The organism is Neobacillus sp. BF23-41, from assembly GCF_041106275.1.
In genome coordinates, this window is record NZ_JBGBPR010000026.1 from 1 (window position 1) to 22,253 (window position 22,253).

At 38.3% G+C, this 22,253-nt stretch carries 24 protein-coding genes and 1 pseudogene; 14 read left to right on the forward strand and 11 right to left on the reverse strand.

What is annotated here, in order from left to right; all coding sequences use genetic code 11:
- Positions 1 to 398, reverse strand: a 398-nt coding sequence (locus AB7942_RS25130; RefSeq protein WP_369448972.1) for a hypothetical protein, incomplete at its 3' end; no start/stop codon positions are given.
- An 837-nt stretch (positions 399 to 1,235) separates the two neighbouring features.
- Between AB7942_RS25130 and AB7942_RS25135 the strand changes: the two genes are divergently transcribed.
- Positions 1,236 to 1,451 carry a (4Fe-4S)-binding protein gene (locus AB7942_RS25135; protein WP_369448973.1) on the forward strand — a complete coding sequence of 72 codons (216 nt, stop codon included), beginning with the start codon at positions 1,236 to 1,238 and terminating at the stop codon, positions 1,449 to 1,451.
- Positions 1,452 to 1,482: 31 nt separating this feature from the next.
- Complete coding sequence (locus AB7942_RS25140; RefSeq protein WP_369448974.1) at positions 1,483 to 1,773, forward strand: GNAT family N-acetyltransferase; 291 nt, start codon at positions 1,483 to 1,485, stop codon at positions 1,771 to 1,773.
- Between the two features lie 665 nt (positions 1,774 to 2,438).
- Here the strand turns inward: AB7942_RS25140 and AB7942_RS25145 are convergent.
- Complete coding sequence (locus AB7942_RS25145) at positions 2,439 to 2,564, reverse strand: hypothetical protein (RefSeq protein ID WP_256942281.1); 126 nt, start codon at positions 2,562 to 2,564, stop codon at positions 2,439 to 2,441.
- Positions 2,565 to 2,943: 379 nt separating this feature from the next.
- Positions 2,944 to 3,078 carry a protein YhfH gene (gene yhfH / locus AB7942_RS25150; RefSeq protein WP_369448975.1) on the reverse strand — a complete coding sequence of 45 codons (135 nt, stop codon included), beginning with the start codon at positions 3,076 to 3,078 and terminating at the stop codon, positions 2,944 to 2,946.
- 660 nt (positions 3,079 to 3,738) lie between these two features.
- Here yhfH and AB7942_RS30595 point away from each other — a divergent pair.
- Complete coding sequence (locus AB7942_RS30595; protein ID WP_483310913.1) at positions 3,739 to 3,831, forward strand: YjcZ family sporulation protein; 93 nt, start codon at positions 3,739 to 3,741, stop codon at positions 3,829 to 3,831.
- A gap of 136 nt (positions 3,832 to 3,967) precedes the next feature.
- Positions 3,968 to 4,432, forward strand: a complete 465-nt coding sequence (locus AB7942_RS25160) for a low molecular weight protein-tyrosine-phosphatase (RefSeq protein ID WP_369448977.1) — start codon at positions 3,968 to 3,970, stop codon at positions 4,430 to 4,432.
- A gap of 540 nt (positions 4,433 to 4,972) precedes the next feature.
- Here the strand turns inward: AB7942_RS25160 and AB7942_RS25165 are convergent.
- Both AB7942_RS25165 and AB7942_RS30600 read right to left on the reverse strand, forming a co-directional pair.
- Positions 4,973 to 5,299 (reverse strand): cupin domain-containing protein, encoded by a 327-nt coding sequence (locus AB7942_RS25165; RefSeq protein WP_369448978.1) that lies wholly within the window; start codon positions 5,297 to 5,299, stop codon positions 4,973 to 4,975.
- A 315-nt stretch (positions 5,300 to 5,614) separates the two neighbouring features.
- A complete protein-coding gene (locus tag AB7942_RS30600) occupies positions 5,615 to 5,992 on the reverse strand; it encodes a YoqH family protein (RefSeq protein ID WP_483310914.1) in 378 nt (125 codons plus the stop codon).
- Between the two features lie 687 nt (positions 5,993 to 6,679).
- On the opposite strand from AB7942_RS30600, the gene AB7942_RS25175 reads away from it, so the two are divergent.
- From AB7942_RS25175 to AB7942_RS25195, 5 genes are all read left to right on the forward strand, one after another.
- Positions 6,680 to 7,429 (forward strand): IclR family transcriptional regulator, encoded by a 750-nt coding sequence (locus AB7942_RS25175; RefSeq protein ID WP_369448980.1) that lies wholly within the window; start codon positions 6,680 to 6,682, stop codon positions 7,427 to 7,429.
- A 16-nt stretch (positions 7,430 to 7,445) separates the two neighbouring features.
- A complete protein-coding gene (locus AB7942_RS25180; RefSeq protein ID WP_369448981.1) occupies positions 7,446 to 8,399 on the forward strand; it encodes a sugar kinase in 954 nt (317 codons plus the stop codon).
- A 25-nt stretch (positions 8,400 to 8,424) separates the two neighbouring features.
- Positions 8,425 to 9,054, forward strand: coding sequence for a bifunctional 4-hydroxy-2-oxoglutarate aldolase/2-dehydro-3-deoxy-phosphogluconate aldolase (locus AB7942_RS25185; protein WP_369448982.1), 630 nt, complete (start codon positions 8,425 to 8,427; stop codon positions 9,052 to 9,054).
- 28 nt (positions 9,055 to 9,082) lie between these two features.
- Positions 9,083 to 10,231, forward strand: a complete 1,149-nt coding sequence (gene dgoD / locus AB7942_RS25190) for a galactonate dehydratase (protein ID WP_369448983.1) — start codon at positions 9,083 to 9,085, stop codon at positions 10,229 to 10,231.
- A 149-nt stretch (positions 10,232 to 10,380) separates the two neighbouring features.
- A complete protein-coding gene (locus AB7942_RS25195) occupies positions 10,381 to 11,685 on the forward strand; it encodes an MFS transporter (protein WP_483310911.1) in 1,305 nt (434 codons plus the stop codon).
- 220 nt (positions 11,686 to 11,905) lie between these two features.
- Here AB7942_RS25195 and AB7942_RS25200 read toward each other — a convergent pair whose 3' ends face one another.
- From AB7942_RS25200 to AB7942_RS25215, 4 genes are all read right to left on the reverse strand, one after another.
- Entirely contained in the window at positions 11,906 to 13,057 is a 1,152-nt protein-coding gene (locus tag AB7942_RS25200; protein ID WP_088090026.1) for an asparaginase, read from the reverse strand.
- A gap of 387 nt (positions 13,058 to 13,444) precedes the next feature.
- A complete protein-coding gene (locus tag AB7942_RS25205) occupies positions 13,445 to 13,588 on the reverse strand; it encodes a YvrJ family protein (protein WP_066248207.1) in 144 nt (47 codons plus the stop codon).
- Between the two features lie 68 nt (positions 13,589 to 13,656).
- Positions 13,657 to 13,875 carry a DUF2922 domain-containing protein gene (locus AB7942_RS25210; protein ID WP_214730988.1) on the reverse strand — a complete coding sequence of 73 codons (219 nt, stop codon included), beginning with the start codon at positions 13,873 to 13,875 and terminating at the stop codon, positions 13,657 to 13,659.
- Between the two features lie 39 nt (positions 13,876 to 13,914).
- Positions 13,915 to 14,133: a DUF1659 domain-containing protein gene (locus AB7942_RS25215; RefSeq protein ID WP_369448984.1), complete on the reverse strand. Its 219-nt coding sequence runs from the start codon at positions 14,131 to 14,133 to the stop codon at positions 13,915 to 13,917.
- 1,428 nt (positions 14,134 to 15,561) lie between these two features.
- On the opposite strand from AB7942_RS25215, the gene AB7942_RS25220 reads away from it, so the two are divergent.
- From AB7942_RS25220 to AB7942_RS25230, 3 genes are read left to right on the forward strand one after another with little or no spacing between them, the layout of a single operon-like run.
- On the forward strand, positions 15,562 to 16,284 hold the full coding sequence (locus AB7942_RS25220; RefSeq protein ID WP_369448985.1) for an amino acid ABC transporter ATP-binding protein: 723 nt from the start codon (positions 15,562 to 15,564) through the stop codon (positions 16,282 to 16,284).
- A 23-nt stretch (positions 16,285 to 16,307) separates the two neighbouring features.
- Positions 16,308 to 17,099 carry an ABC transporter substrate-binding protein gene (locus tag AB7942_RS25225; RefSeq protein ID WP_369448986.1) on the forward strand — a complete coding sequence of 264 codons (792 nt, stop codon included), beginning with the start codon at positions 16,308 to 16,310 and terminating at the stop codon, positions 17,097 to 17,099.
- A gap of 60 nt (positions 17,100 to 17,159) precedes the next feature.
- Positions 17,160 to 17,876, forward strand: coding sequence for an amino acid ABC transporter permease (locus AB7942_RS25230; protein ID WP_369448987.1), 717 nt, complete (start codon positions 17,160 to 17,162; stop codon positions 17,874 to 17,876).
- Positions 17,877 to 18,198: 322 nt separating this feature from the next.
- Here the strand turns inward: AB7942_RS25230 and AB7942_RS25235 are convergent, their stop codons facing one another.
- Together AB7942_RS25235 and AB7942_RS25240 are read right to left on the reverse strand one after the other, a co-directional pair.
- Entirely contained in the window at positions 18,199 to 19,116 is a 918-nt protein-coding gene (locus AB7942_RS25235; RefSeq protein ID WP_369448988.1) for a response regulator, read from the reverse strand.
- 5 nt (positions 19,117 to 19,121) lie between these two features.
- Positions 19,122 to 20,384, reverse strand: coding sequence for a sensor histidine kinase (locus AB7942_RS25240; RefSeq protein WP_369448989.1), 1,263 nt, complete (start codon positions 20,382 to 20,384; stop codon positions 19,122 to 19,124).
- A gap of 207 nt (positions 20,385 to 20,591) precedes the next feature.
- Here AB7942_RS25240 and gltP point away from each other — a divergent pair, with 207 nt between their 5' ends.
- Both gltP and aspA read left to right on the forward strand, forming a co-directional pair.
- Positions 20,592 to 21,878 carry a glutamate/aspartate:proton symporter GltP gene (gltP, locus tag AB7942_RS25245; RefSeq protein ID WP_369448990.1) on the forward strand — a complete coding sequence of 429 codons (1,287 nt, stop codon included), beginning with the start codon at positions 20,592 to 20,594 and terminating at the stop codon, positions 21,876 to 21,878.
- Between the two features lie 94 nt (positions 21,879 to 21,972).
- Positions 21,973 to 22,203, forward strand: a pseudogene (gene aspA / locus AB7942_RS25250) (aspartate ammonia-lyase); the annotation flags it as partial.
- Positions 22,204 to 22,253 lie beyond the last annotated feature (50 nt).

The following is a 22,253-nucleotide window of genomic DNA, read 5'->3' on the forward strand; positions in this document are numbered from 1 at the left end:
TTACCTTTGTACTTTAGTTCCATTTCTAACTCTTTTTTATTATTTTTCCAATATAAAAATTGTTCCTTGGATTTTTCGCGATAATAGAATTTTGTTCCTGATATCAAATTATTCTTGTTCCATTTTGGATCTTTATATGAACTTGTATTTTCAGAAGCAGTTATGGTAATCTCTTCTTCAGAATTTTTATAAACTAATTTAATTATATCGCAGTTTCTACCACACCCCTTTGTAGTAGCATAACTTTTAGTATATTTTATCGGTAAATAACTAGGTCTAACATGAATACCCACTGATTTTTCTGCAAAGTTTATAGGTTCTTTAATAAGCCCCGAACCAAATACTAAAACAAACAATATTGTAAAAAGAACATAATAAAATATTTTCTTTTTTTTCATAATGCAATTACCTCCCAAAGCATAGAGCAGTGTACTTTAAAAATGAATTAACAATTAATTATACCTGATTTATTGTGTTGGTAATTAGGGAGATTTTTGCCTATTTACATAGAATTTCAGAGTATCCTTATTCAACTATCCTGCTCGTTAGTTAAACAAGAAAAGGGACCGCCGTAGCAATCCCTTTCTTAAATTCAAGCACCCGATAGTTTAAGTGTAATCCAATTTCACCTTCACCCCGCTTATTGTAAGCAATAATTAAATGAGCATCCATTTGATGAATTTGTTGGTAAATCGCAACGAAATCATATCTGTAAATTTTAACTTTATTTTACGTACTTTTATATTTATTTTGTGAAGAAAAAGCCGAGAAAACTTTTTATTCAATCACTGCTAGGCGAGCTTTTATCTTACTGTTAACTGAAAGATTTTTCAGTTGTGGCGGTTCAATCTGCTTTTGGTTTCCATACCACTAATGGGTATTGACAGTTTCGTTCATATCAGTACATTCTTTCACAACTTTCAAACTTATTTTCAACTATTACAGGAATGCTGCCCCTTTACTGTTTATATTTCTGTGGAATAAAATCCAATTATAAATAACTTCACTACGTCTACATTATTTTATTTTTAAATAACAAGTCTCAAATTGGAGATTCCTCATAACATAAAGTACTATTAAATTAATATTGTTTTTCAAAAATTTATCATGTTGCTACCAAGTGGCTCGTTTGTTGGTAAAAACCCATCATACAGTTTTGTGAAATATAGATTAGAGGAAGAATTAAGAGTAATTTAAAATTATTATTCCCACAGAACTATTAGAAGGAGGATATTATGAGCGAAAATATTAAAACTTATGAAGCTGAAGGTATCAAAATATATTGGAAACCCAATATTTGCAAACATGCAGCGGAATGTGTAAAGGGATTGCCAAGTGTATTCAATACCCAGAAAAGACCTTGGGTATCACTACAGAATGCAACAGCTGAAAAAATCATGGAAGTCATTGATCGCTGTCCAAGCAAAGCACTTACTTATGAGCAAAAATAAACAGAACTAAAAAAGTTAGGAGAATGAGGAAATGACTGAAATTAAAATGGGCAGGAATGAATTCTATATTGAGGAATCTAATGAAATTATTGCAAGAATTCAATTTATCCCAAGCGGAAAAGATGTAAATGGAAGAAATTTAATTATTGTAAACCATACAGTTGTATACGAGGGACATAATGGTCGTGGATTAGGCAAAGAATTAGTAAACAAGATAGCTGAATATGCAAGAGATGAAAACTTATATATTATTCCTGTATGTCCTTACGCAAAAAGTGTTCTTGAAAGTAAGGAAGAGTATCAAGGTGTACTAGCAAATTGATGCCATTTTATTATATATGCGTTGAATGAGCTACACTTAACTGGACAAAAAAATAAGGTCCAGTAGACTAATCACTAAATCAGGGCATACTGCTAATTAGTATAAGAGATCCATACTAGCAACATTACTAGGACAGGCGGGTATGCTAGCCTAGCTAGCAAGCCAGATGTCTTTGCCATCTGGTTTCTTGGCTGGCAAAGCATGGCCCTGGAGTCCCCTTGTCAAGTTGCGGTGGTTACCCACTAAATTCGGAAGTCTATTATATCTTCTTCGGTTATGGAGGAACGCCAATATGACAAGGACTAGAAGAACATTTACCCCTGAATTTAAAGCTCAAATGGTCAAATAAAACTCTTTGTTGTTTATCTTTATTAAAAAAGGATTTAACAATAATTTTTTCAATTTCTTTCTTCTCCCAACCCCTCCCAAAAATTAATTTTTCCATAAAGTACCATATATTTTCGGAATGCTTGTTCTACTAAACTGCCCCGTTAGTGGAACAAGAAAAAAAGGTTGCCGCAGCAACCCTATTGTTCAACGAAAGCACCCCGTTACTTTAAGTACAATATTTCACAAACTTAATATTCTTTTTATATGGTAATTAATCAAATAGTAACAACGATATTTCCTTATAAAAGGCATCCCATATGAAATGCTTTTAAATATTAACTCGAATAAGATTCAATCAAGACTCTTGTTAGGTCAATTAATAGATTCAATCGAGTAGCAATATAAATCAAAATGCCAACAACAGCAAGCCTATAAACTATCGTCCAGTGTTTACTTTCCATATTAGATACCTCTTCTTAATTTTATATTAAAGCAGAATATAAACTTCTACATTCTGGACATTTTTTCCTTCTTCAAAATAATTCCTTGTTAAACTAAACTGCCCCTTTAGTTTAAGTGCAAATCTTCACAATATATCATATTGACCCACCAATTTTTTAATTATTAAAAGAGAGAAATTTCGTCAACAAACGAGAGTAATATTTATTAATTAAACAGAAGACAGGGAAGACAAAAAAAGAGTATCCCATTAAAGAGTATTAGCTTCTCCTCTGGGTATTTTTTTACTTCAATTCAATAGTTCAGTTCTCACTCACTTAACGGTAAATTATTGTTATGAAAGTAAAAAACCCCCCAGGAATGCTGGAGAGTTAACAAACTTTACGCTTCTTTTTTGGATAAACATTGGTCACAATCCATCAAATAACTTTCTGCTTGCTCTTGCATATGCTGCCCACATTCAGTGCATTCCTTTTTTTGCAAATTGCGGAAAAATTCAACTGGACTCATTATCATTTTAACTCCTCCTTTATTAATACAGTTCGTCATTGTTTCTATTGTTATAATACAGTATAAATAAAAAAAAGAAAAATGTATAGACCTTTTTTAAGTAAATCATAAAAGTTTTAATATGTTCCTCAACTCTATTTTTACCTTGTATATCCCAATAGAAATTCTCAGTATAATAATCCCATTCCAAGTTAGGAGAATAGTTTTCCAACCTCGTATTTTTTTCTTTTTTGAATGGTAAACCCATTTCTTCCTCCTAAGTAAGTTTGGCATTGCTTATTAGCTAAACAACATGTAGTCCTAACTGAATACATATCGCCATTAATTTTTTTGTTGTTTGGGATCGATACACTAACGACACACACTTAAAAATATTGTCAAATAAGCATTCTCAAAATATCTGTCGTATCGGTGTCGTAACATTCGTACCTTTTATAAGTGATTTAATGATAAATATTATCAATTACATATAATAAAGTAGAGTGCCATTATCTGACACTCTACACTCTACTTTATCAAATTTAATATATTGAACTCTTGCACCCGTTAATTTAAGTGCATTTCTTCACAATCTTTAATTATTTATTAGATGAACAATTTATACAATGGCGCCGTTCCATATTTCTGTTTTGTACATACTTTGTAATTACGAATGGAAAGGAGGCTCTGTACGTAGCAGATGGTGGATACGGAGCTGGTTTTGCTCTAATCGTCGTATTGTTTATCCTTTTAATCATCATTGGAGCAGCTTTGTATTAAAAGAGACACCAATAATTGCTGGAGGTGTGAAAAACAACACACCTGTCCAATCCACTATTTTGTAAATACATAATTCATTTCAAAAAAGACTATTAAAATGCAAAAAAAATAAGATAAATTAAAAGGGGCAAAGTACATGATCAACGTTTTATTTGTATGCTTGGGGAATATTTGCCGTTCACCGATGGCTGAAGCTTTGTTTCGCGACTCAATCAAAAAAGAAAATTTGCCTAACAAAATCGCTGTTGATTCCGCTGCAACCAGTTCATGGCAAATCGGCTTCCCTCCGCACGAAGGAACTCTCGATATTCTAAAGAAATACAAAATCTCTTCTGATAGGCTTGTTGGACGCCAACTAAAGAAAGAAGACTTTTGGAAGTTCGACTATATTATCGGTATGGACGAAAGCAACATAAAAAATATTTACAGAATAACCGGCAAGCCTAATCATCCAAAGATCATTAGGATGCTCGACCTGACCAAATACAAGAAAGATGTCCCCGATCCATTTTTCACAGGTGATTTTGATGAAACCTATCGTCTTATTTCAGTCGGCTGCCGGGCATTACTCAAGAAAATACGCAGCGAACAAAACTTATAACAACAAGGCATCCATCTTAATCCGACGATCAAAACAGTTTCTATTTCACTGAACCCATTTTATGAAATTGTATAATCCAGTTACTAAACAAAAATTTCAACCCAACACCGGCTTCGAGCCGAATATAGTTGGTGAATGTTCACGTGTTGCGATCATTATAGCGTTAGAAGTCGCTGGTATCTGAGCTACGATTCTTCCGAAGTCAGTGATGTCTTCCTTTCCGATTTCGGAGATTAAGATGTTAGATATAATTGATGCAACTTTTCAATCTGATGATGGTATAGTATGGCTAAGGGAACGTTCTTCCCAAGTGTACAAGGGCTTTATCGATACTTTTAAGGATGATCAATTATAATTATAACCATGTTGGCTGAACGGTGACTTAACCAATTAATTCACCACTATTGAAGTAAACTGACCGTTAGTGCAATAACAAAAACAGCCACCAAAATGGCAGCTGGTTCTTCAACTCTTGCCCCCGTTAGCTTAAAACTACGTTTTAACTATGAATTTCTCTATAAAAAATTAAGCTTCATGTTATTACTTCTCTTCACTAAATGAGCCAATTAGAACAATGGTTTCCGTTTCGGATGGATTCTTCAGGCTATGATTAATTCCTATAGGGAATTGATAAAAGGTACCAGTATTACCTTTTTTCTTTGTATCACCAATAGTGGCTTCAAGAGTACCTTCTATTACATATGCAAATTCGGTTTTATCAGGGTGCTGATGAAGTGGAAATACAGATCCAGGCATTATTTTTACCATCTTTAAACCGCCATTTTTATGCTCTATTAATAGTTTCCCTTCAAAACCTATAACAGGCATGGGAATCCATTCCATTTTGTGAATACATATCTCATTCATTATAGAAATTCCTCTTTTCAGTAATATTACTATTTAATATATTTATAACATAACCATCTTGTTTAGCAGTATGACAAAAGACACATAAAGGAATCATTATTTTACATAAACTCACTTAGTCCTAATAAGCTGTATACGCGATGTTGTATTAAATTCCTTAATCAACTAAATGCTCCGTTACTTTAAGTACATTTCTTCACAATCTTACTCTGTAATCATAATAAAAGGATAAACCCATTTTGGGTTCATCCTCATTATTTAATTCCTTTGTACAAATGACAGTATCCATAGGAACCCAAATTTAAGCAATCCACTTTATTTATGGCATCCATAAAGGGTGCTTTGCAAGATAACTGGTCCTAACTTGTTCGTTTTTGAATTTGAAAGACGTACTTCCACACTTGCATTCACTGGCAGCCTCGAAGATATCTCATCAATTTTACCCGCCGAAGGGTTATCGCCAAACCATCTTGGAGCGTCCTCCTTAACTAAATACATCTTAAATCGCCAACTGATTTCACCTTTTATTTGTGCAAATCCCTCATATTGATCATACGTCCCAAATGAGGAGGGTAATGGAAGCCAATCCGCATAGATACCAACACCCTTCCGTTCTCTAACAGGACTCGTTGGTGAAGATGTATATGGCTTTTTAACCTTAGTAATTAAAGCAGTGCCTTGTGCATTGTGAATTCTGCTCTAATTCTTCGATATTGCCAGGTTTTCAACCCGGAAGGGGTGTTAGTTCGTTATTCCTCATTTTTAATAACCTTCTATATTGATTCTGTTAACTGGGTTTACTAGAGAACATTCAGTAACAAGCCGCATATGTGAATGGGGGGAAATCCTAATTCAGCTGCCCACCTGGGTTCCTTTTTAAAAAAGGAACTGTTGGAGACAGCTATCGACATTCTTTTCAGGTATTTGAAGCGATAAGTCCAGTCATGGTAGATACTGAGGGGAGTTTTAACCAATCGTTTGTGTAATAGGGAAAGGACGGGCAATTAATAGAATTATGTAAGTTTAATAGAAACCTATCTGATTTTGTGGGAAATTGGGTTATTTCCTGCGAAATTAACAAACGGTTCTCGACAATCTTCCGCCCCTTAGCCGGGAAAACCCATATAGGTCAGTACTTGCAGCTGTTTCAACCAAACGTTTGATTAGTATAACCCATTTGGTATTTAGTCGAATGGCTGCATATTTGTGTGCAAAACTCCCGATTGTCCCCGAAAGAAACAGACCTATGGAGTCATTATTTTTTGCGAACGGTTGCATTAACCGGTTGACGGAGGGATGGAGTGGTGCTATTATGTGTCTGTAATAATCACATATAGGATTTAACATCGCATATGTGATTTTAAAAGAAGGAGGGAGAGTATGTCGGTAAAATCGGCTGAACGAGTTCTCCAGGTATTTGAATTACTAGCAAATAATCCTGATGGGTTATCGATTAAAGAGATTAGTGAAAAACTTTTATTTCCGCAAAGCAGCACATCGAACCTTATTGGCACTCTTTTAAAACAAGGGTATTTAAGTTTAGACAACATGAAGAAATATAAGCTTGGAGCAAAGTTAGTTCACATTGGCACCATGGCTATGGAGAACTTAGATATTTCTCTTCAAGCAAAGCCATTTCTTGAAAAACTCATGCAAAGTGTCCAGGAAACGGTATTTATGGCAACGCTGTCAGGGGAGGATCTGGTCTATCTTACTAAAATAAACAGTAATCGATCGATTCGAACAACCGCTCAAACGGGATACAGTAAACCGCTTTATTGTACGGGGTTAGGTAAAACCTTTTTAGCGAATATGGCAGATGAGGAAAGAAAAAGCATCTTAGATCGGGTTGAATTAGTTCCGATCACCGCGAAAACCATCACCAATCGGGAAGAGTTAGAGAAAGAACTATATCAGTATTCATTAATTGGCTACACCATTGATGATGAAGAAAATGAAGAAGGATTATATTGTGTGGCAGCTCCTATTTTTGGTGCGGACCGAAGGATTCAAGCTGCTATTAGTGTGGCAGGTCCAAAAGAACGAATGCTGGCTCAAAAAGCAGAGGTAGTGGAACGCGTCCTTTGGACATCAAAGAAAATATCTGAAAGTATGGGATGTATTTTATAAGAAACAAGGTGAGTACATGGATGTTATAAGTATTGGGGAAACAATGGTTTTATTAACCCCAAATACACCTGGAAAAATGCGTTATTCAAACCAATTTACCTCAAAGATAGCCGGTGCTGAAACGAATACACTTATTGGGTTAGCTAAACTTGGCCATAAGGCGGGGTGGATTAGTCGGCTAGGGAGAGATGAATTTGGAGCACTTATTTTAACTTCCGTCCGCGGAGAGGGCGTTGATGTTAGTCGAGTAGCTTTGGATGAGAACGCCCCAACTGGTGTATTTTTTAAAGAAATCATCAATCAGGATCGGGTTAATATTTACTATTACCGAAAAAATTCAGCAGCGAGTCAGCTCGCTCCTACTGATATAGATCAAGAGTATATCGCCCAGGCGAAATACTTATACATATCGGGGATTACGCCGGCTCTTAGTCAATCTTGCAGAGAATCTATCTTTCATGCGATTGAAATTGCGAAGAACAACGGGGTAAAGGTTGTGTTTGACCCAAATATTCGCAGGAAGCTGTGGGAAGATGATGAAGCAAGGGCAACCATCTTAGAAATTGCAGGGAAATCAGACATTGTCTTACCCGGGATTGGTGAATGTGAATTTTTGTTTGGCACAAGGGATTGTGAAAAAGCAGCTCGTTCCTTACTGGCTTTAGGTGCAGAGACCGTTATCGTCAAGCTTGGCGAAAAAGGGGCTTATTATTCTACAGCAGCTGAAAAAGGATATATTGATAGTTTTACAGTTAAAAACGTAGCCGATCCAGTCGGAGCAGGAGATGGTTTTGCTGCAGGAGTACTTTCTGGATTTCTCGATGGCCTATCTATTGGAGAGGCTGTGAAACGAGGCTGCGCGATCGGTGCTATGGTTGCTACCATAAACGGTGATATAGAAGGACTACCGGACAGGATTGAATTGGAGAAATTTACTCAATCAAATTTAAGGGATGAAGTCAATCGCTAGTTTTTAAGAAGGAAGGGAATGTCTAATGAGTACACTGCAAAAAATCTTAGATCACAAATTAATCGCTATTATTCGCGGAGCAAACCCTGAGGATACATTAAACATTGTTCGATCCTTATATGAAGGGGGGATAAGAGTCGTTGAAATCACGATGAATTCCCCGAAAGCGCTATCTGCCATTGAGATGGTCGCTGATACATTTGGTAAAGAAATGGCCGTAGGTGCAGGAACTGTTTTGGATCCAGAATCTGCTCGAAGTGCCCTTCTTGCAGGTGCTCAATTTATTCTATCTCCGACGTTAAAGGCTGAAACGATTCGGATGACCAAAAGATATGGTGCGGTGAGTATTCCTGCTGCATACACTCCGACTGAAATTTTAGAGGGTTATGAACAAGGCGGCGATATTATTAAAGTTTTTCCGGCAACGACTTTAGGTCCGAAGTTTATTAAGGATATGCGGGGACCACTGCCACAAATTCCTTTATTGCCAACAGGCGGTGTGGGCTTAAATAATATCAAGGACTATCTTGCTGCTGGTGCTGCAGGACTCGGAATTGGTAGTTCTCTTGTGAATACAAAAGAGGAAATAACAGAGGAGTATTTAGTGCGTTTAACGGAAAAAGCAAAGCAATTTACATTAGCAGCTAAAAACTAATACTACTATTAAATGGAGAGTGTTCATTATGAAAATAACAGGTTATGAATTATTCACAGTCCAACCACGCTGGTTATTCTTAAAAATTGAGACAGATGAAGGTATTGTTGGTTGGGGAGAGCCGGTCATCGAAGGTAAAGCGGCAACCGTAAAAGCTGCAGTTGATGAAATGATGACTTATTTAATAGGTAAAGATCCTTTAAGAATTGAAGATCATTGGAATGTTATGTACCGAGGTGCCTTTTACCGAGGCGGCGCTATTTTAATGAGTGCGATTGCTGGTATTGACCAAGCTCTCTGGGATATCAAAGGGAAATATTTCAATGCCCCAGTTTACCAGTTACTAGGCGGAGCATGCCGCGATTCGATCAAAGTGTATTCATGGATTGGCGGAGATCGCCCAAGTGATACAGCCCGGGCTGCGAAGGAATGTGTAGAAAGAGGGTTTCAAGCGGTTAAAATGAATGGAACCGAAGAATTACAATACATTGATTCCTATGACAAGATTGATAGAGTACTAGAAAACGTGGCCGCTGTTCGTGAGGCTGTTGGAAGAAATATTGGAATTGGTATTGATTTTCACGGCCGTGTACATAAACCAATGGCAAAAGTATTGGCTAGAGCCCTTGAAGAATTTAATCCTATGTTTATTGAAGAACCTGTCTTGCCAGAGAATAATGAGGCACTAAAGGAAATTGCTTCGTTAACTTCGATTCCGATTGCAACGGGTGAGCGTATGTTCTCAAGATGGGATTTTAAACCGTTATTACAAGGTGGGTACGTGGATATTATCCAGCCTGACCTATCTCATGCTGGCGGTATTACTGAATGTAAAAAGATTATTAGCATGGCTGAGGCATATGATGTTGCCGCTGCTCCGCATTGTCCATTAGGACCCATCGCTTTAGCTGCGTGCTTACAAGTAGATGCCACTGCACATAATGCGTTTATCCAAGAACAAAGCTTGGGAATTCACTATAACCAGGGCAGTGATTTATTAGACTACCTAAAGGATCCAACTGTCTTTGATTATGAAAACGGTTATGTGAAAATTCCACAAGGCCCAGGTCTTGGTATTGAAGTGAATGAGGAGTTTGTTCGTAAAATGGCTAAAGAAGGTCATCAATGGCAAAATCCAGTTTGGCGCCATCGTGATGGCAGTGTAGCTGAGTGGTAATCCTTTTTTGAAAGGGTGAACATGTGCTGGGGCTTACCTTTGAACACAGGGGTAATACGGCAAAGGTAAGTCCTCTAAGCGTATGTCGAAAGATGTATTGATTGAACGTTAAAAGGATGAAAAAAATTACCTACAAGGGGATGAGAAAAATGAATAATAAAGCGACGAAGGTTCGTTATGGTGTTGTGTTCATGTTGTTCATAACGGTCATTGTTAACTATATGGACCGTAGCAATATATCCATAGCCGCTCCTTTTATAACAAAGGAATTAGGAATAGACTCCGTCACAATGGGCTTAATTTTCTCTGCTTTTGGCTGGACCTATTGTGCCCTGCAAATTCCTGGCGGCTGGGTTTTAGATAAGTTAGGAAACCGAAACACTCACGCTATTGGTATTGCAGGATTTTCTATTATGACTTTATTGCAAGGGTTTGCAAGCGGTTTCTCTGGAATGTTTTTATTACGTGTAGGTTTGGGTGTGTTTGAAGCCCCTGCTTTTCCAACAAACAGTAAGGTAGCGGCTAGCTGGTTTCCAGAAAATGAACGAGCTAGAGCGATTTCCATTTACACTTCTGGTCAATTTATTGGACTAGCCTTTTTAACACCAACCCTTATCTTCCTACAGCAATCCTTTGGCTGGCGGGGATTGTTCATCATTGCCGGTATCGTTGGTCTTGCTTGGTCAGTTCTTTGGTATATTTTCTATCGCGATCCAAATAAAAGTAAAAAGGTCAATCAAGCGGAACTTGACTATATCCGAGAAGGAGACGGATTTATTGAAGCGTCAGAAAAGGGAGAAAAGGTTAAAATTGGAGCAAAGGATTTCCGTATAATTTTGAGTAGTAGAAAATTGTGGGGCATTTTTATTGGACAATTTGCAGTGAGCTCCACACTTTGGTTCTTTTTGACATGGTTCCCTACCTATCTAGTGGAATATAGAGGATTAAGTTTTATTAAAACAGGATTTTTATCGTCATTGCCGTTTCTCGCTGCCTTCGTGGGTGTTTTATCAGCCGGTTTTCTTTCTGATTTCCTTGTGAAAAAGGGTGTTTCGAAAGATAAAGCAAGAAAAGCACCAATTATCACTGGTTTATTATTGTCAACCTCAATTATCGGTGCGAATTATGTTGATAGTTCTGGATTAATCGTGATGTTTATGTCTATTGCCTTTTTTGGTAACGGTTTCGCATCCATCACTTGGGTTTTCGTTTCACTTCTAGCTCCAAAACGATTAATTGGAATTGCTGGAGGGGTATTTAACTTCATCGGTGGTACGGCCTCTATCATTATTCCAATTGTTATTGGATTCTTGGTAAAAGGCGGTAACTTTGCCCCTGCACTAACCTTCATTGCGTGTGTAACCCTAACGGGAGCATTGTCTTACATCTTCCTAGTTGGCAAAGTTGAACGTGTAAAAGAACCAATAGATCAATTGGGAAAAGTAGCTTCTTAAATTAGCATACCTGTCACACCCTAGTTTTTTCGGAAATTGCTAAAGATAAAAAACTAACAATTAATAATAATAAAAATAATTAAACATTTTAAATAACAAAGCAAACTAAAAAAGAAGAAGAGAAATCATCCTCAGACAATTTCTCTTCTCCTTTTGTTGTGTAGAGTTCTACAACTTGATTATTCAATTGAATTTGTATCGTATCAATTTCCCTCCTGCCTTAGTATTCGTTGAAATACTCTTGGATCTTCTTAGAGTCTTCGGTTTTGGTGAGTGCCAACATCAACAGAATACGAGCTTTTTGAGGGTTAATGTTGCCAGAATTGACGAAGTGGTTGTCTACGTCAATTTGTTCGTGAGTAACCATGCCTACTGGTACACGGGTGTCACGAACAACGACAACACCATTCTTTACAGCATCCTGCAGACCCGGAAGCGTTTTTTCATGGATAGAACCGTTACCAGTACCAGCGTGGATAATTCCCTTCGCACCGGCAGCAACCGTAGCGTCAACTATTACACGGTCATCATTGGCATGTGAATAAACAATATCAACACGATGTAGATTGTCTTCAGTGATCTTGCGAATGTCAAACTCGGACTCAGTGGTGTGCTTTTTAATTGGCAGGTTATAGAAATAGGGATTACCGCCTTGTATAATGCCGAGGGAGCCGAGCTCCGGATTATTGAAAGCATCAACGTCGGTGGTATTAGTTTTAAATGTGTCGCGAGCACTTCCAATCTTGTCATTCAGGGTGATCAGGACGCCCTTGCCGCGAGCTTCTTTGGAACCAGCAAGTGCTACAGCGTTGTACAGGTTCAACGGACCGTCAGCAGAGATTGACGTAGAGGGGCGCATTGAACCAACCACGACGATCGGTTTGTCAGAATGAACAGTCAGGTTGAGAAAGTAAGCCGTTTCCTCCATTGTGTCGGTACCGTGGGTGATGACAACACCGTCACACTTTGGATCATCCAATTCCTTTTGGACTTCCTTCGCCAGTTTGACCATTATGGCATTAGTGTTAGACGTACCAGAATCAATGCGTGATACCTGCTCAGTGGAAAGGTTAGCAATATCTTTTATTGTAGGAATTGCTTCTATTAGTTGATTTGGGGTTAGGACGCCAGCCTGATAGCCGGTTGTTTGGGTAGAAGTAGAACCAGTTCCTGCGATGGTGCCACCCGTTGCCAGAATTTTAATGTTAGGTAATTTTTTCTCAACAGGATTGGTTGTATTAGATGTTGTAATCTGTTTAGCTTCAACAGGATGCGATGCACCAGTGTAACTTGAAGAGATGGTGATAATCCCGGTTGACATTAATGCTAGTGTGGTGAGAGCAACTTTTTTCTTTGTAGTTAGTTTCTTCATTAGAAATTCCTCCATATAACGTGTGATTGGCAAAAATTAAAGTGAAACTTCCATCAGTGGGATCTTACTGCCCGTTAATTCGGGATAAATCTCATTAAGCGCTTTCATATTTGTTCTAAAAAAGGATAATTTTAATTTATAATAAGAACTACTAAAAACTACAAAAACTCACAAAAAAATGAAAATTAAAAAAATGATTGTTTTAATACCAGTTAGTTCTTTGGGTTCTGATGCAAAAACTTGAAGACAATTGCAAGTAAGATTCCACTGTCACGCCCCGAAATTTGTCTAAGATTGATAGGCTTTTAGATTGTGGAAAGTGAAAGATTAAAAACAAAAAACCACCTTGGATCTACTTAATAGTAGAGGCTAGGTGGTTTCTCTTTTTTAGGTACGCTCCCTCATCCGCTCAGGAAGTGTCTGTATCGATTGGACGACCAAATCAAGCTTTGCTTCAATCCGGTAAAGCAAATAGAGCGTCACAACGATGGGGAATCCCACTTGGCTGATGATTGGAATCAACTGCTCCACTTTTCTCCTCTCCTTCCATTATTGATAAAAAGAGGCTGGTTCATCATGAATCCGGCCTCTTTTCCTTATTAAGCAATCACGTAATCCGTCACATTGCGGTCGATCACTCTTGCTCCTTTTGCAGCTACAAACTTGCCACTGCTAGTGGTGAAAACCTCAGATGCAATAATCTGCGCCATCGATAATTTTACGACTTCTTCATCGATTGGCTCTTTTGGGTTATCAACGGAAAGGCTCGCCGTCTTTCCAAACTCCGTGGCAAATTGCAATTCCAATGTTTTTGCCATTTCTTTCACCTCCCTTCACTTTATTATTTTGTTAGACTATTAACCTAGAATTGCGATGCTATCATTCCGCTCCACTTTGTTTAGCGTGTCATTGCATAGAACTGCAACTGCTAGTGCAGCTTGCGATAATTGATCTGCAGTAGCTGCCTTGGTGACATTGCTAAACGTTTTCGATTTGAGGATGGGATTTCCCTCGTCATCCATGCCTGCTTCAAATACGATACGAAGCTTCGTTACTTCTAATAACGCTAGTGCCATTGTCTCTCACCACCTTTCACCTTATATATAGAAAAAAGTCGGCAAAAAGGACAGGGGAGGGAGAAGAGAATTTTAAATAAATTGAAAAAAGCCCTGGAGGATAGCGTCTCTCAGGGCAATTTAATAGTAGTTTTCGAGATTTCGTGGACGATCCGCAAATAAAAGCAGTGAATCCGCAAATAAAAGCCAAATTTGCATAAATAAAGCTAACTTTTAGGCGGAGGAGGGAGCCCGGAGGGGGGAATTAGTTCAATGAGCAGCTTATCAGCGAATTATTGAAGGATATCAGCGAACTGGATCATTTTATCAGCGAAAAACCGACTTTTATCAGCGGAAATCCCACTTTTATCAGCGAAACTAGCATTTTATCGGCCAATGAATCTTCGAAGCTGCAAAGTAAGAACCCATTATTGAGTTATATTAATCTGAAGTTTGAGAGGATTACTCATGGAGGGCTAGTTTAAATGATATTTTGTGTAAAATTACACTTCAATAGTTGCGCATTTATGATTTATTAAACGATTTGACCCTTTAATGGGCGAATTTTTGAGTTTTATGAGCGAATCTTCGAGTTTTATGGGCGGATTTTGGGCTTTAATGAGCGAATTTAACCATTTAATGAGCGAATTTAGAAGCAATAGCTTAATAGTAAGAAACTAAATCTCCATGCCTGTCACGCCCCGAACTTGTGGACGGAACTAATCTCATTTGGACCATGAGAACCGTCCCTGTTGTGTGTGATTTAACTTGTTTTCAAGTGAATCCAAATACAAAAAGCGAAGCCTATTTTAAGGCCTCGTTAAAGACGATGGCTAGTGCTAGTCTATATGAATCATGGAATAAACAGATGTTTTAGAAACCTAAAAAAGTATAAAGAGAAGAGTTAATAACTGAACTACTATCGTGTATGGTCCAATGGCCATCATAGAACCATTCAATCTTAATATTGTTTGTGAAATATCTAAGACCTTTAGCGCTATTAGGTCCAACACTTAGAAAGACCATCATCTGGAGAGCTGGAATTCCTTGCAGCGAAACAAAAAAATTTTATTCGCGGAGCTTGTGGCAATAAATAGAGTAATGGATTATGCGCTTGGATTACTAGAATCCAAGCGCTGTTTGTTCTATTGTTACTGAATATGACCTTCTCCAAAGAACCCCCCTAAAATGAATTGGATATAATTGATTTATTCATCTATTTCATGAATAATTATAATTATTAGAATATTATCTTAGTAGAAAGGAGAATTGAAAAAGAGAACACCAGAAAATAACAAACATTCAATATTAATCACATTTGTATCCGCTTGCAATTTATAAGCAATTTGAAATTTTCGGAATTTATTATTATAATAGAGTGATATTCTATCATTTATGATGTTTCATTAGTTTGAATCCGTTTTTAATTATAGAAAAGGGGGGGTCTTGTTGATTCAGGTAAAGCAATTATACAAGTCATTTGATTCATTGGAGGTGCTGAAGGGAATCGATTTGTCGGTTCAGCCGAAGGAAGTGGTGGTATTGGTGGGAGCCAGCGGTTCAGGAAAGAGTACATTGCTGCGCTGCATTAACTTCCTTGAAGTTTATGATAAAGGAGAGGTATGGATAAACAACGAACAGATCGATCCGGGGAAAACGGATTTAAATCGCGTACGTGCAGAAGTTGGGATGGTCTTTCAACATTTCAATCTCTTTCCACATAAAACAGTGCTGGAGAATATCATCGAAGCCCCGATGCATGTAAAAAGAGAAAGAAAGGAGGATGCGAAGAAAGCGGCCTATAGTCTTCTGGAGAAGGTGGGATTAGGCGATAAGGCCAATACATATCCGAATTTATTGTCCGGGGGACAGAAGCAGCGGCTTGCCATCGCTCGTGCGCTTGCCATGAAACCCAATGTAATGCTTTTTGATGAGCCAACCTCCGCGCTTGATCCAGAATTGGTAGGGGAAGTTTTGCAGGTCATGAAAGAACTGGCCAATGAAGGGATGACTATGGTAATTGTTACTCACGAGATGGGATTTGCTCGGGAAGTAGCGGATCGTGTTGTCTTTATGGGAGATGGACAGATTCTTGAACAGGGGGCACCTAAGACGTTTTTTGAAAATCCGCAGCATGAAAAAGCAAAGCAATTTCTTAACAGTATTCTATAGCCAATGATAAGGGGGAAGAAAAAATGAAAAAGTCAATTATCAGTCTTGTAGCAGCCTGTATGGCTGGAGTTTTGATCATGTCAGGGTGTGGAGCGAAAGAACAAGTTTCTCAGTCGAATTCTGCAGAGAAAAAAGAGTTTCACTATGCCATGAGTGGGTTGTTCAAACCGTTTAATTATAAAGAAAGCAACGAACTGAAGGGATTTGATGTTGAGATCGGCAAGGCACTTGCTAAAAAAATGGGAATGAAGGCCGTTCCGGTAACGAATCCTTGGGAAACGATCATCCAAGGCCTACAAGCCAAAAAATACGATGCCATCCTGGGCAGCATGACGATTACGGATGAGCGAAAAAAGGTGGTTGACTTTTCAAATCCATATTACAGATCAGGCTCACAGGTTTTCGTATCGGAAAATAATACAGATATCAAATCTCCGGATGATTTGAAAGGGAAGCGTATCGGGGTGGCCAAGGGAACGCCTTATAAGGATCTGGCGTTAAAATATACATCAAAAGAAAACATTGTTGAATATGATACAGATTTAGTGGCTCTTATGGATCTTCCTTCCAAGAGAATTGACGCTGCGATAACCGATCGAATGGTCGGACTGCCGATTATCAAGTCAGGCACCGTTAAAATCAAGGATGTTGGAAAGCCTATGACACATGATGATCAAGCGATTGCCGTCAGGAAAGAGGATAAGGAATTAATGGACAAGCTGAACAAGGCTATGGATGAAATCATAAAAGACGGAACCTATGACAAGATTTCTGATAAATATTTTGGCCGCAACATTTTAGGAACAAACAACTAGGGTGAAAAAGGGTGCCCTCGAGGGGCACCTGATAACAGATCATATGTGGGGTGAATCCATTTGCTAGAAATTCTTCTTTCCAATTATCAGCTTTTTTTTGAGGCAACGTTGCTTACGCTTAAGGTTACCATTATCTCTCTTCTGATTGGCTGTCTTATTGGCTTAATCTTTGCCTTTTTTCGTCTCTCTAATAACAAATTTTTGAACTTTATTGCACATGTCTATATCACCGTGATCCGTGGAACTCCGCTTATTGTTCAGATTGCGGTTCTTTATTTTGGCATCACATCGATTGTGACTCTGTCGCAGTTCTGGGCCGGAGCGATTGGCTTGGCTATTCATTGCGGGGCTTATATTGCCGAGATCTTTCGCGGGGCCATTCAATCTGTTGACCGCGGGCAAATGGAAGCTGCAAGATCACTTGGAATGTCCTATCCGTTGGCAATGAGAAGAATCATTCTGCCCCAAGCGTTTAAATCAGCCATCCCTTCACTCAGTAACCAGTTCATCATTTGTTTAAAGGACTCTTCTCTTGTTGCCTACGTGGGCATGGCGGATTTGTGGGGGGCGGGCCTTAGCGTCGCGGCATCCAGCTTTCAACAATTGAATTCGTATGTGATTGTAGGATTGTATTATTTTGTTCTTGTGTTAATCTTCTCTTTCCTCTCCGGCAAACTAGAATCAAGAATGAATGTAACAGAGCCAGGAAGGAAGCAGAAGTCAAATTCAATATTTAATACTTTTAAAAAGCCGGCAGAAGAGATAAACAGAGTGTAATTAGAAATAAGGTTGAAAACGAGGACTGTCAGGTCCTGAAAAAAAGCGGATTAGACACATGTAAATGTGGGTTCTAATTCGCTTTTTTTGGGTGGGCTGAATCCCCCTCAGTTAAAAAGAAGGATAAAATGAAATTTTTTGGTGAAATTACCAGGTGCAAATAATTCGTAGATTACAAATAGAAGTATAGCTTCCCTTACTGAATCTCATATTATGCGGTGAGATTGAAGAAACGGGCTAGTGCCTCAACCCGCACACCTTGTTACAACAGGACTGGAACACTTTTACAATCCCTGCGATTTGCAAGAAACAAATTTATTGGCTAATCCACCAACTGCTGTGCTTCCATGTAGAGCGATTGAATGAATTTTTTCATGTTGATTCGGCTTTGATTGGTGCTTCTTTCACTTTTATCTTCAAGCTCCAACATTTTCTTTCGGACTTCCGAGAAATCGAAAAACGTGGATGAATACGCTTCAAATTTTGGATTCGTGTAATCTGTTAATCCTAATGAGGCAATATGGATGAGCACCTGGTGAATAGCTCTGCGAACCCGTTGTTCGGAGGCTTTCATTTCTTTTTGTATTTCCGCCTCGGCAGCCTGTTCTCCAAGCTTTTTTTTGGCATTTTCATAAAATATTTCTTTTAGAGGCGGAAAGTTGTAGAGGGATCCGAACTTTTGTTTTTGATCCTGCAGGAATTCTAAAATCTTCATCAAGTCTTCACTGCCGCTTTCTCCGATTATCCCTAAATCCGAAATCAATGAACCGCCTGCTTCGATTAAATTTTTTGTATGAGAAGAGCTGGATGGAGGCGACTGATGAACTGTAAATAATGTTAACGATTCTTGTATTCCTCGAATTGATTTTTCCAGAATCACCTTTTCGTTTACCTTTTTTAACACTCCTGCGATTTCAAGGCGGTTTAACGGTTTTGTGATGTAGTATTCTGCTCCTAAACTATATGCTTCCCCTATGAGCTCCTTTACCTCCACTTGCGAAATCATCACGAATTTCCCCTGGAATTCAGAAGAAAGAACACGAATTGTTTCAATGCCATCCCTTTTTGGCATCAGTAAATCAATGAGCACCACTTCTACTTTTTTGAGCGCAAGCAATCCATTGTCCACCAATGATCCGTCTTCAGCTTCACCCACCACTTTTCCTAAATCCTCATCCTCAATCATGTCTGTCAGCATCGCTCTAATAGCTGGATCATCGTCTATAATGAAGTAATTCATATGACCTATCCTTTCTGTATCATCGCCTCAATTGGAATCTCGATAACAAATACGGTTTCTTTATGACTTTCTATTAGCTTAATATGTCCGCCAAGCTTGTCGACGGTTTGTTTCACATACGAAAGTCCAATGCCTGTGGAAGGATTGCCGCAAGCATCATACTTCGTTGTAAACCCCTCTTTAAAAATGACTTCTTTCAGCTTCGGCGCAATGCCTGGTCCATTATCACAGACATGAAATTCTACCATCCGGTCTCTTCGAATGACATACAACGATACATGTCCCTCTTGTTCAATGGCTTCCACCGCATTTGAGATCAAGTTATTTATCAATGATAACACCATGTATACATGATATGGCGGATGTTCTTCTTCCACTTGCAGGGAAAACGAAACGTGTTTATTCAATAACTCCGCATACCTTCTATTGGAAACAAACATAATGTTACTCAGCTGCTCAATGCTCATGTAGTCCTCTAGCTTTTCAGAGGACATCAACTTGGATAGTCCAGCATAAATTCGCTGATTATCTTTTTTCATTTCATGCACGAGACCTGCGATTTGCAGTGCGGTTTGGGCATCATGACCATGATAATCTCCCGATTTCAACCTACGATAAAAATCGTAACATATGCGGGTGATTTCTTCTGCATTTTGCATCGTTTTCTTAAGCTGAACAGATTCCTCATACAAATTCGAAATGAACAGCAGCATTTGCTCGTTTTGTCTGCGCTGCTCTTCCTCTGCCAATTTTGCTTCTCTCAGTTTAAAAATGTTAAAAAAACCAAGTACAAAAAAACTTCGAATAAACGCGATAAAGATAATTTGTTCGATTGAATAAAATGAAATGGTTTGATCCGCTAACGAGGATCGAATCGCCATTTCCGACAAGCTTGCCCAAAATTCAATGACCACGCCTAGTAATCCAATCATAAACGGCTTGTTATGCTGATCATTCAGCTTTGTAAAATGAAACATGAAGGCGTACACGACGTAATAAAAGAATGCTGGAAAATGATGGTATATCGCATCTTCAACCGGTATATCCCTGATTATGACTGCAAGCAAAAACCGAAACACAAACACACTTGTCCCAGTCAAAATTCCTACAATAATCGGGTGAATGCCCCTGCCTAATAACAAAAACAAGAAAAATGCCGGTGTCCCCAGGCTGACGCGGAATGCATCATTGAACGGATAGAATTTAAACTCTCCAGCGAGCGGTACGGTAATCATCATCAATACGACTGCTAAAATTCGTTCCTTCAATTCGGACACCTCCTTACATTACATTGTACAAACATTACATATTGTACAAACATTACACATTGTACTCAAACCTTTGGAAAATTGAAATAGTTATGAGAAAATTTTTTATTTTTTAATAATTATTTGTAGGTTTTCGTATGATTCGGTAGGTTTTTGTATGTAATCGCTTACACTCATATTAGAAATAAACTTGAAGGGGTGTATGGGATGAAAAAACTAAAACTTAGCCTAGCCTGGCAGATTGTAATTGGTCTCATTTTAGGAATCGCGGTTGGAGCTGCCTTTTATGGAAATCCAAATATTGAAGGATTCCTCAAGCCGATTGGAGATATTTTTATTCGCTTAATCAAAATGATTGTGATTCCAATTGTTGTCTCAAGCTTAATTGTCGGTGTTGCCGGGGTTGGGGATATGAAAAAGCTTGGTAAACTCGGTGGTAAAACGATTTTATATTTTGAAGTCATTACGACTATTGCCATTCTAATTGGATTGTTAGCGGCAAATATCTTTCAACCCGGCAGCGGCGTTGACATGTCATCCTTACAGAAGACAGATATCGGCAGTTATGTAGCAACAACCGAAACGACGAAAAGCCACGGTTTTGCTGAAACTTTCGTCAACATCGTTCCTCCGAACATCATTGCAGCAATGACAGAAGGAAACATGTTGGCCATTATTTTCTTCTCTGTTTTATTTGGACTAGGAGTGGCAGCCATAGGTGAAAAAGGAAAACCGGTCTTAAAGTTTTTCGATGGTACAGCTGAAGCAATGTTCTTTGTGACAAACCAAATCATGAAGTTTGCTCCATTTGGTGTATTTGCATTAATTGGTATAACGGTATCAAAATTCGGTGTTCAATCACTGATCCCATTAAGTAAGTTAATGATTCTTGTTTATGCAACGATGATTTTCTTTGTGTTAGTTGTTTTAGGACTTGTCGCAAGATGGGCAGGCATTAACATTATTCATTTTATTAAGTTATTAAAAGATGAACTGATCCTTGCTTATTCAACGGCTAGTTCTGAGACTGTATTACCTCGTATTATGACTAAAATGGAGAAATTCGGATGCCCAAAAGGAATCACTTCGTTCGTTATCCCAACAGGCTATTCTTTCAACTTAGATGGGTCTACTTTATATCAAGCATTAGCGGCCATGTTTATTGCGCAAATGTATGGCATTGATTTATCGATTGGCGACCAAATCTCTTTATTACTTGTATTGATAGTAACATCTAAAGGAATAGCGGGGGTTCCGGGAGTGTCGTTTGTTGTATTGTTGGCAACGCTCGGTACAGTTGGAATTCCGGTAGAAGGATTAGCGTTTATCGCTGGTATTGACCGTCTTTTAGATATGGCGAGAACAGCGGTTAACGTCGTAGGTAACTCGCTTGCGGCAGTTGTTATTTCTAAATGGGAAGGTCAATTCAATGAACAGAAAGCAAATGATTATATCAAATCACTTGACTCCAGTAAGCAGACAAATGTTGCTTAATCTTTCTTAACATCATAAGTGAGCAAGATATAGATGGGGGAATTCAACTTGAAAAACGAACATGCACGAATGCATTGAAGCAAACGAAGACTGATTAAAAGAATATGTAGAAAAAAGCGTAGGAATTATTACAGCTGTAAATCCGCATATTGGATACGAAGTGGCTGCACGCATCGCACGGGAAGCTATTTTAAAAGGAAAATCCGTACGCGAGCTATGCCTGCAATATGATGTATTAACAGAAGAAGAGCTTGATCTCATATTAAATCCTTATGAGCTGACAAACCCTGGGATTGCTGGTGCCGCCCTTTTTGAAAGAGAGTAACAGCTTATTCAAGATGTAAGAACAGAAAAGCAATAAAAAAAGTAGATTCA

Coding starts and splice junctions, on each gene's coding strand:
- AB7942_RS25135 (WP_369448973.1), top strand. CDS start 1,236: ATGAGCGAAAATATTAAAACTTATGAAGCTGAAGGTATCAAAATATAT.
- AB7942_RS25140 (WP_369448974.1), top strand. CDS start 1,483: ATGACTGAAATTAAAATGGGCAGGAATGAATTCTATATTGAGGAATCT.
- AB7942_RS25145 (WP_256942281.1), bottom strand. CDS start 2,564: ATGGAAAGTAAACACTGGACGATAGTTTATAGGCTTGCTGTTGTTGGC.
- yhfH (WP_369448975.1), bottom strand. CDS start 3,078: ATGATAATGAGTCCAGTTGAATTTTTCCGCAATTTGCAAAAAAAGGAA.
- AB7942_RS25160 (WP_369448977.1), top strand. CDS start 3,968: ATGATCAACGTTTTATTTGTATGCTTGGGGAATATTTGCCGTTCACCG.
- AB7942_RS25165 (WP_369448978.1), bottom strand. CDS start 5,299: ATGAATGAGATATGTATTCACAAAATGGAATGGATTCCCATGCCTGTT.
- AB7942_RS25175 (WP_369448980.1), top strand. CDS start 6,680: ATGTCGGTAAAATCGGCTGAACGAGTTCTCCAGGTATTTGAATTACTA.
- AB7942_RS25180 (WP_369448981.1), top strand. CDS start 7,446: ATGGATGTTATAAGTATTGGGGAAACAATGGTTTTATTAACCCCAAAT.
- AB7942_RS25185 (WP_369448982.1), top strand. CDS start 8,425: ATGAGTACACTGCAAAAAATCTTAGATCACAAATTAATCGCTATTATT.
- dgoD (WP_369448983.1), top strand. CDS start 9,083: ATGAAAATAACAGGTTATGAATTATTCACAGTCCAACCACGCTGGTTA.
- AB7942_RS25195 (WP_483310911.1), top strand. CDS start 10,381: ATGAATAATAAAGCGACGAAGGTTCGTTATGGTGTTGTGTTCATGTTG.
- AB7942_RS25200 (WP_088090026.1), bottom strand. CDS start 13,057: ATGAAGAAACTAACTACAAAGAAAAAAGTTGCTCTCACCACACTAGCA.
- AB7942_RS25210 (WP_214730988.1), bottom strand. CDS start 13,875: ATGGCAAAAACATTGGAATTGCAATTTGCCACGGAGTTTGGAAAGACG.
- AB7942_RS25215 (WP_369448984.1), bottom strand. CDS start 14,133: ATGGCACTAGCGTTATTAGAAGTAACGAAGCTTCGTATCGTATTTGAA.
- AB7942_RS25225 (WP_369448986.1), top strand. CDS start 16,308: ATGAAAAAGTCAATTATCAGTCTTGTAGCAGCCTGTATGGCTGGAGTT.
- AB7942_RS25235 (WP_369448988.1), bottom strand. CDS start 19,116: ATGAATTACTTCATTATAGACGATGATCCAGCTATTAGAGCGATGCTG.
- gltP (WP_369448990.1), top strand. CDS start 20,592: ATGAAAAAACTAAAACTTAGCCTAGCCTGGCAGATTGTAATTGGTCTC.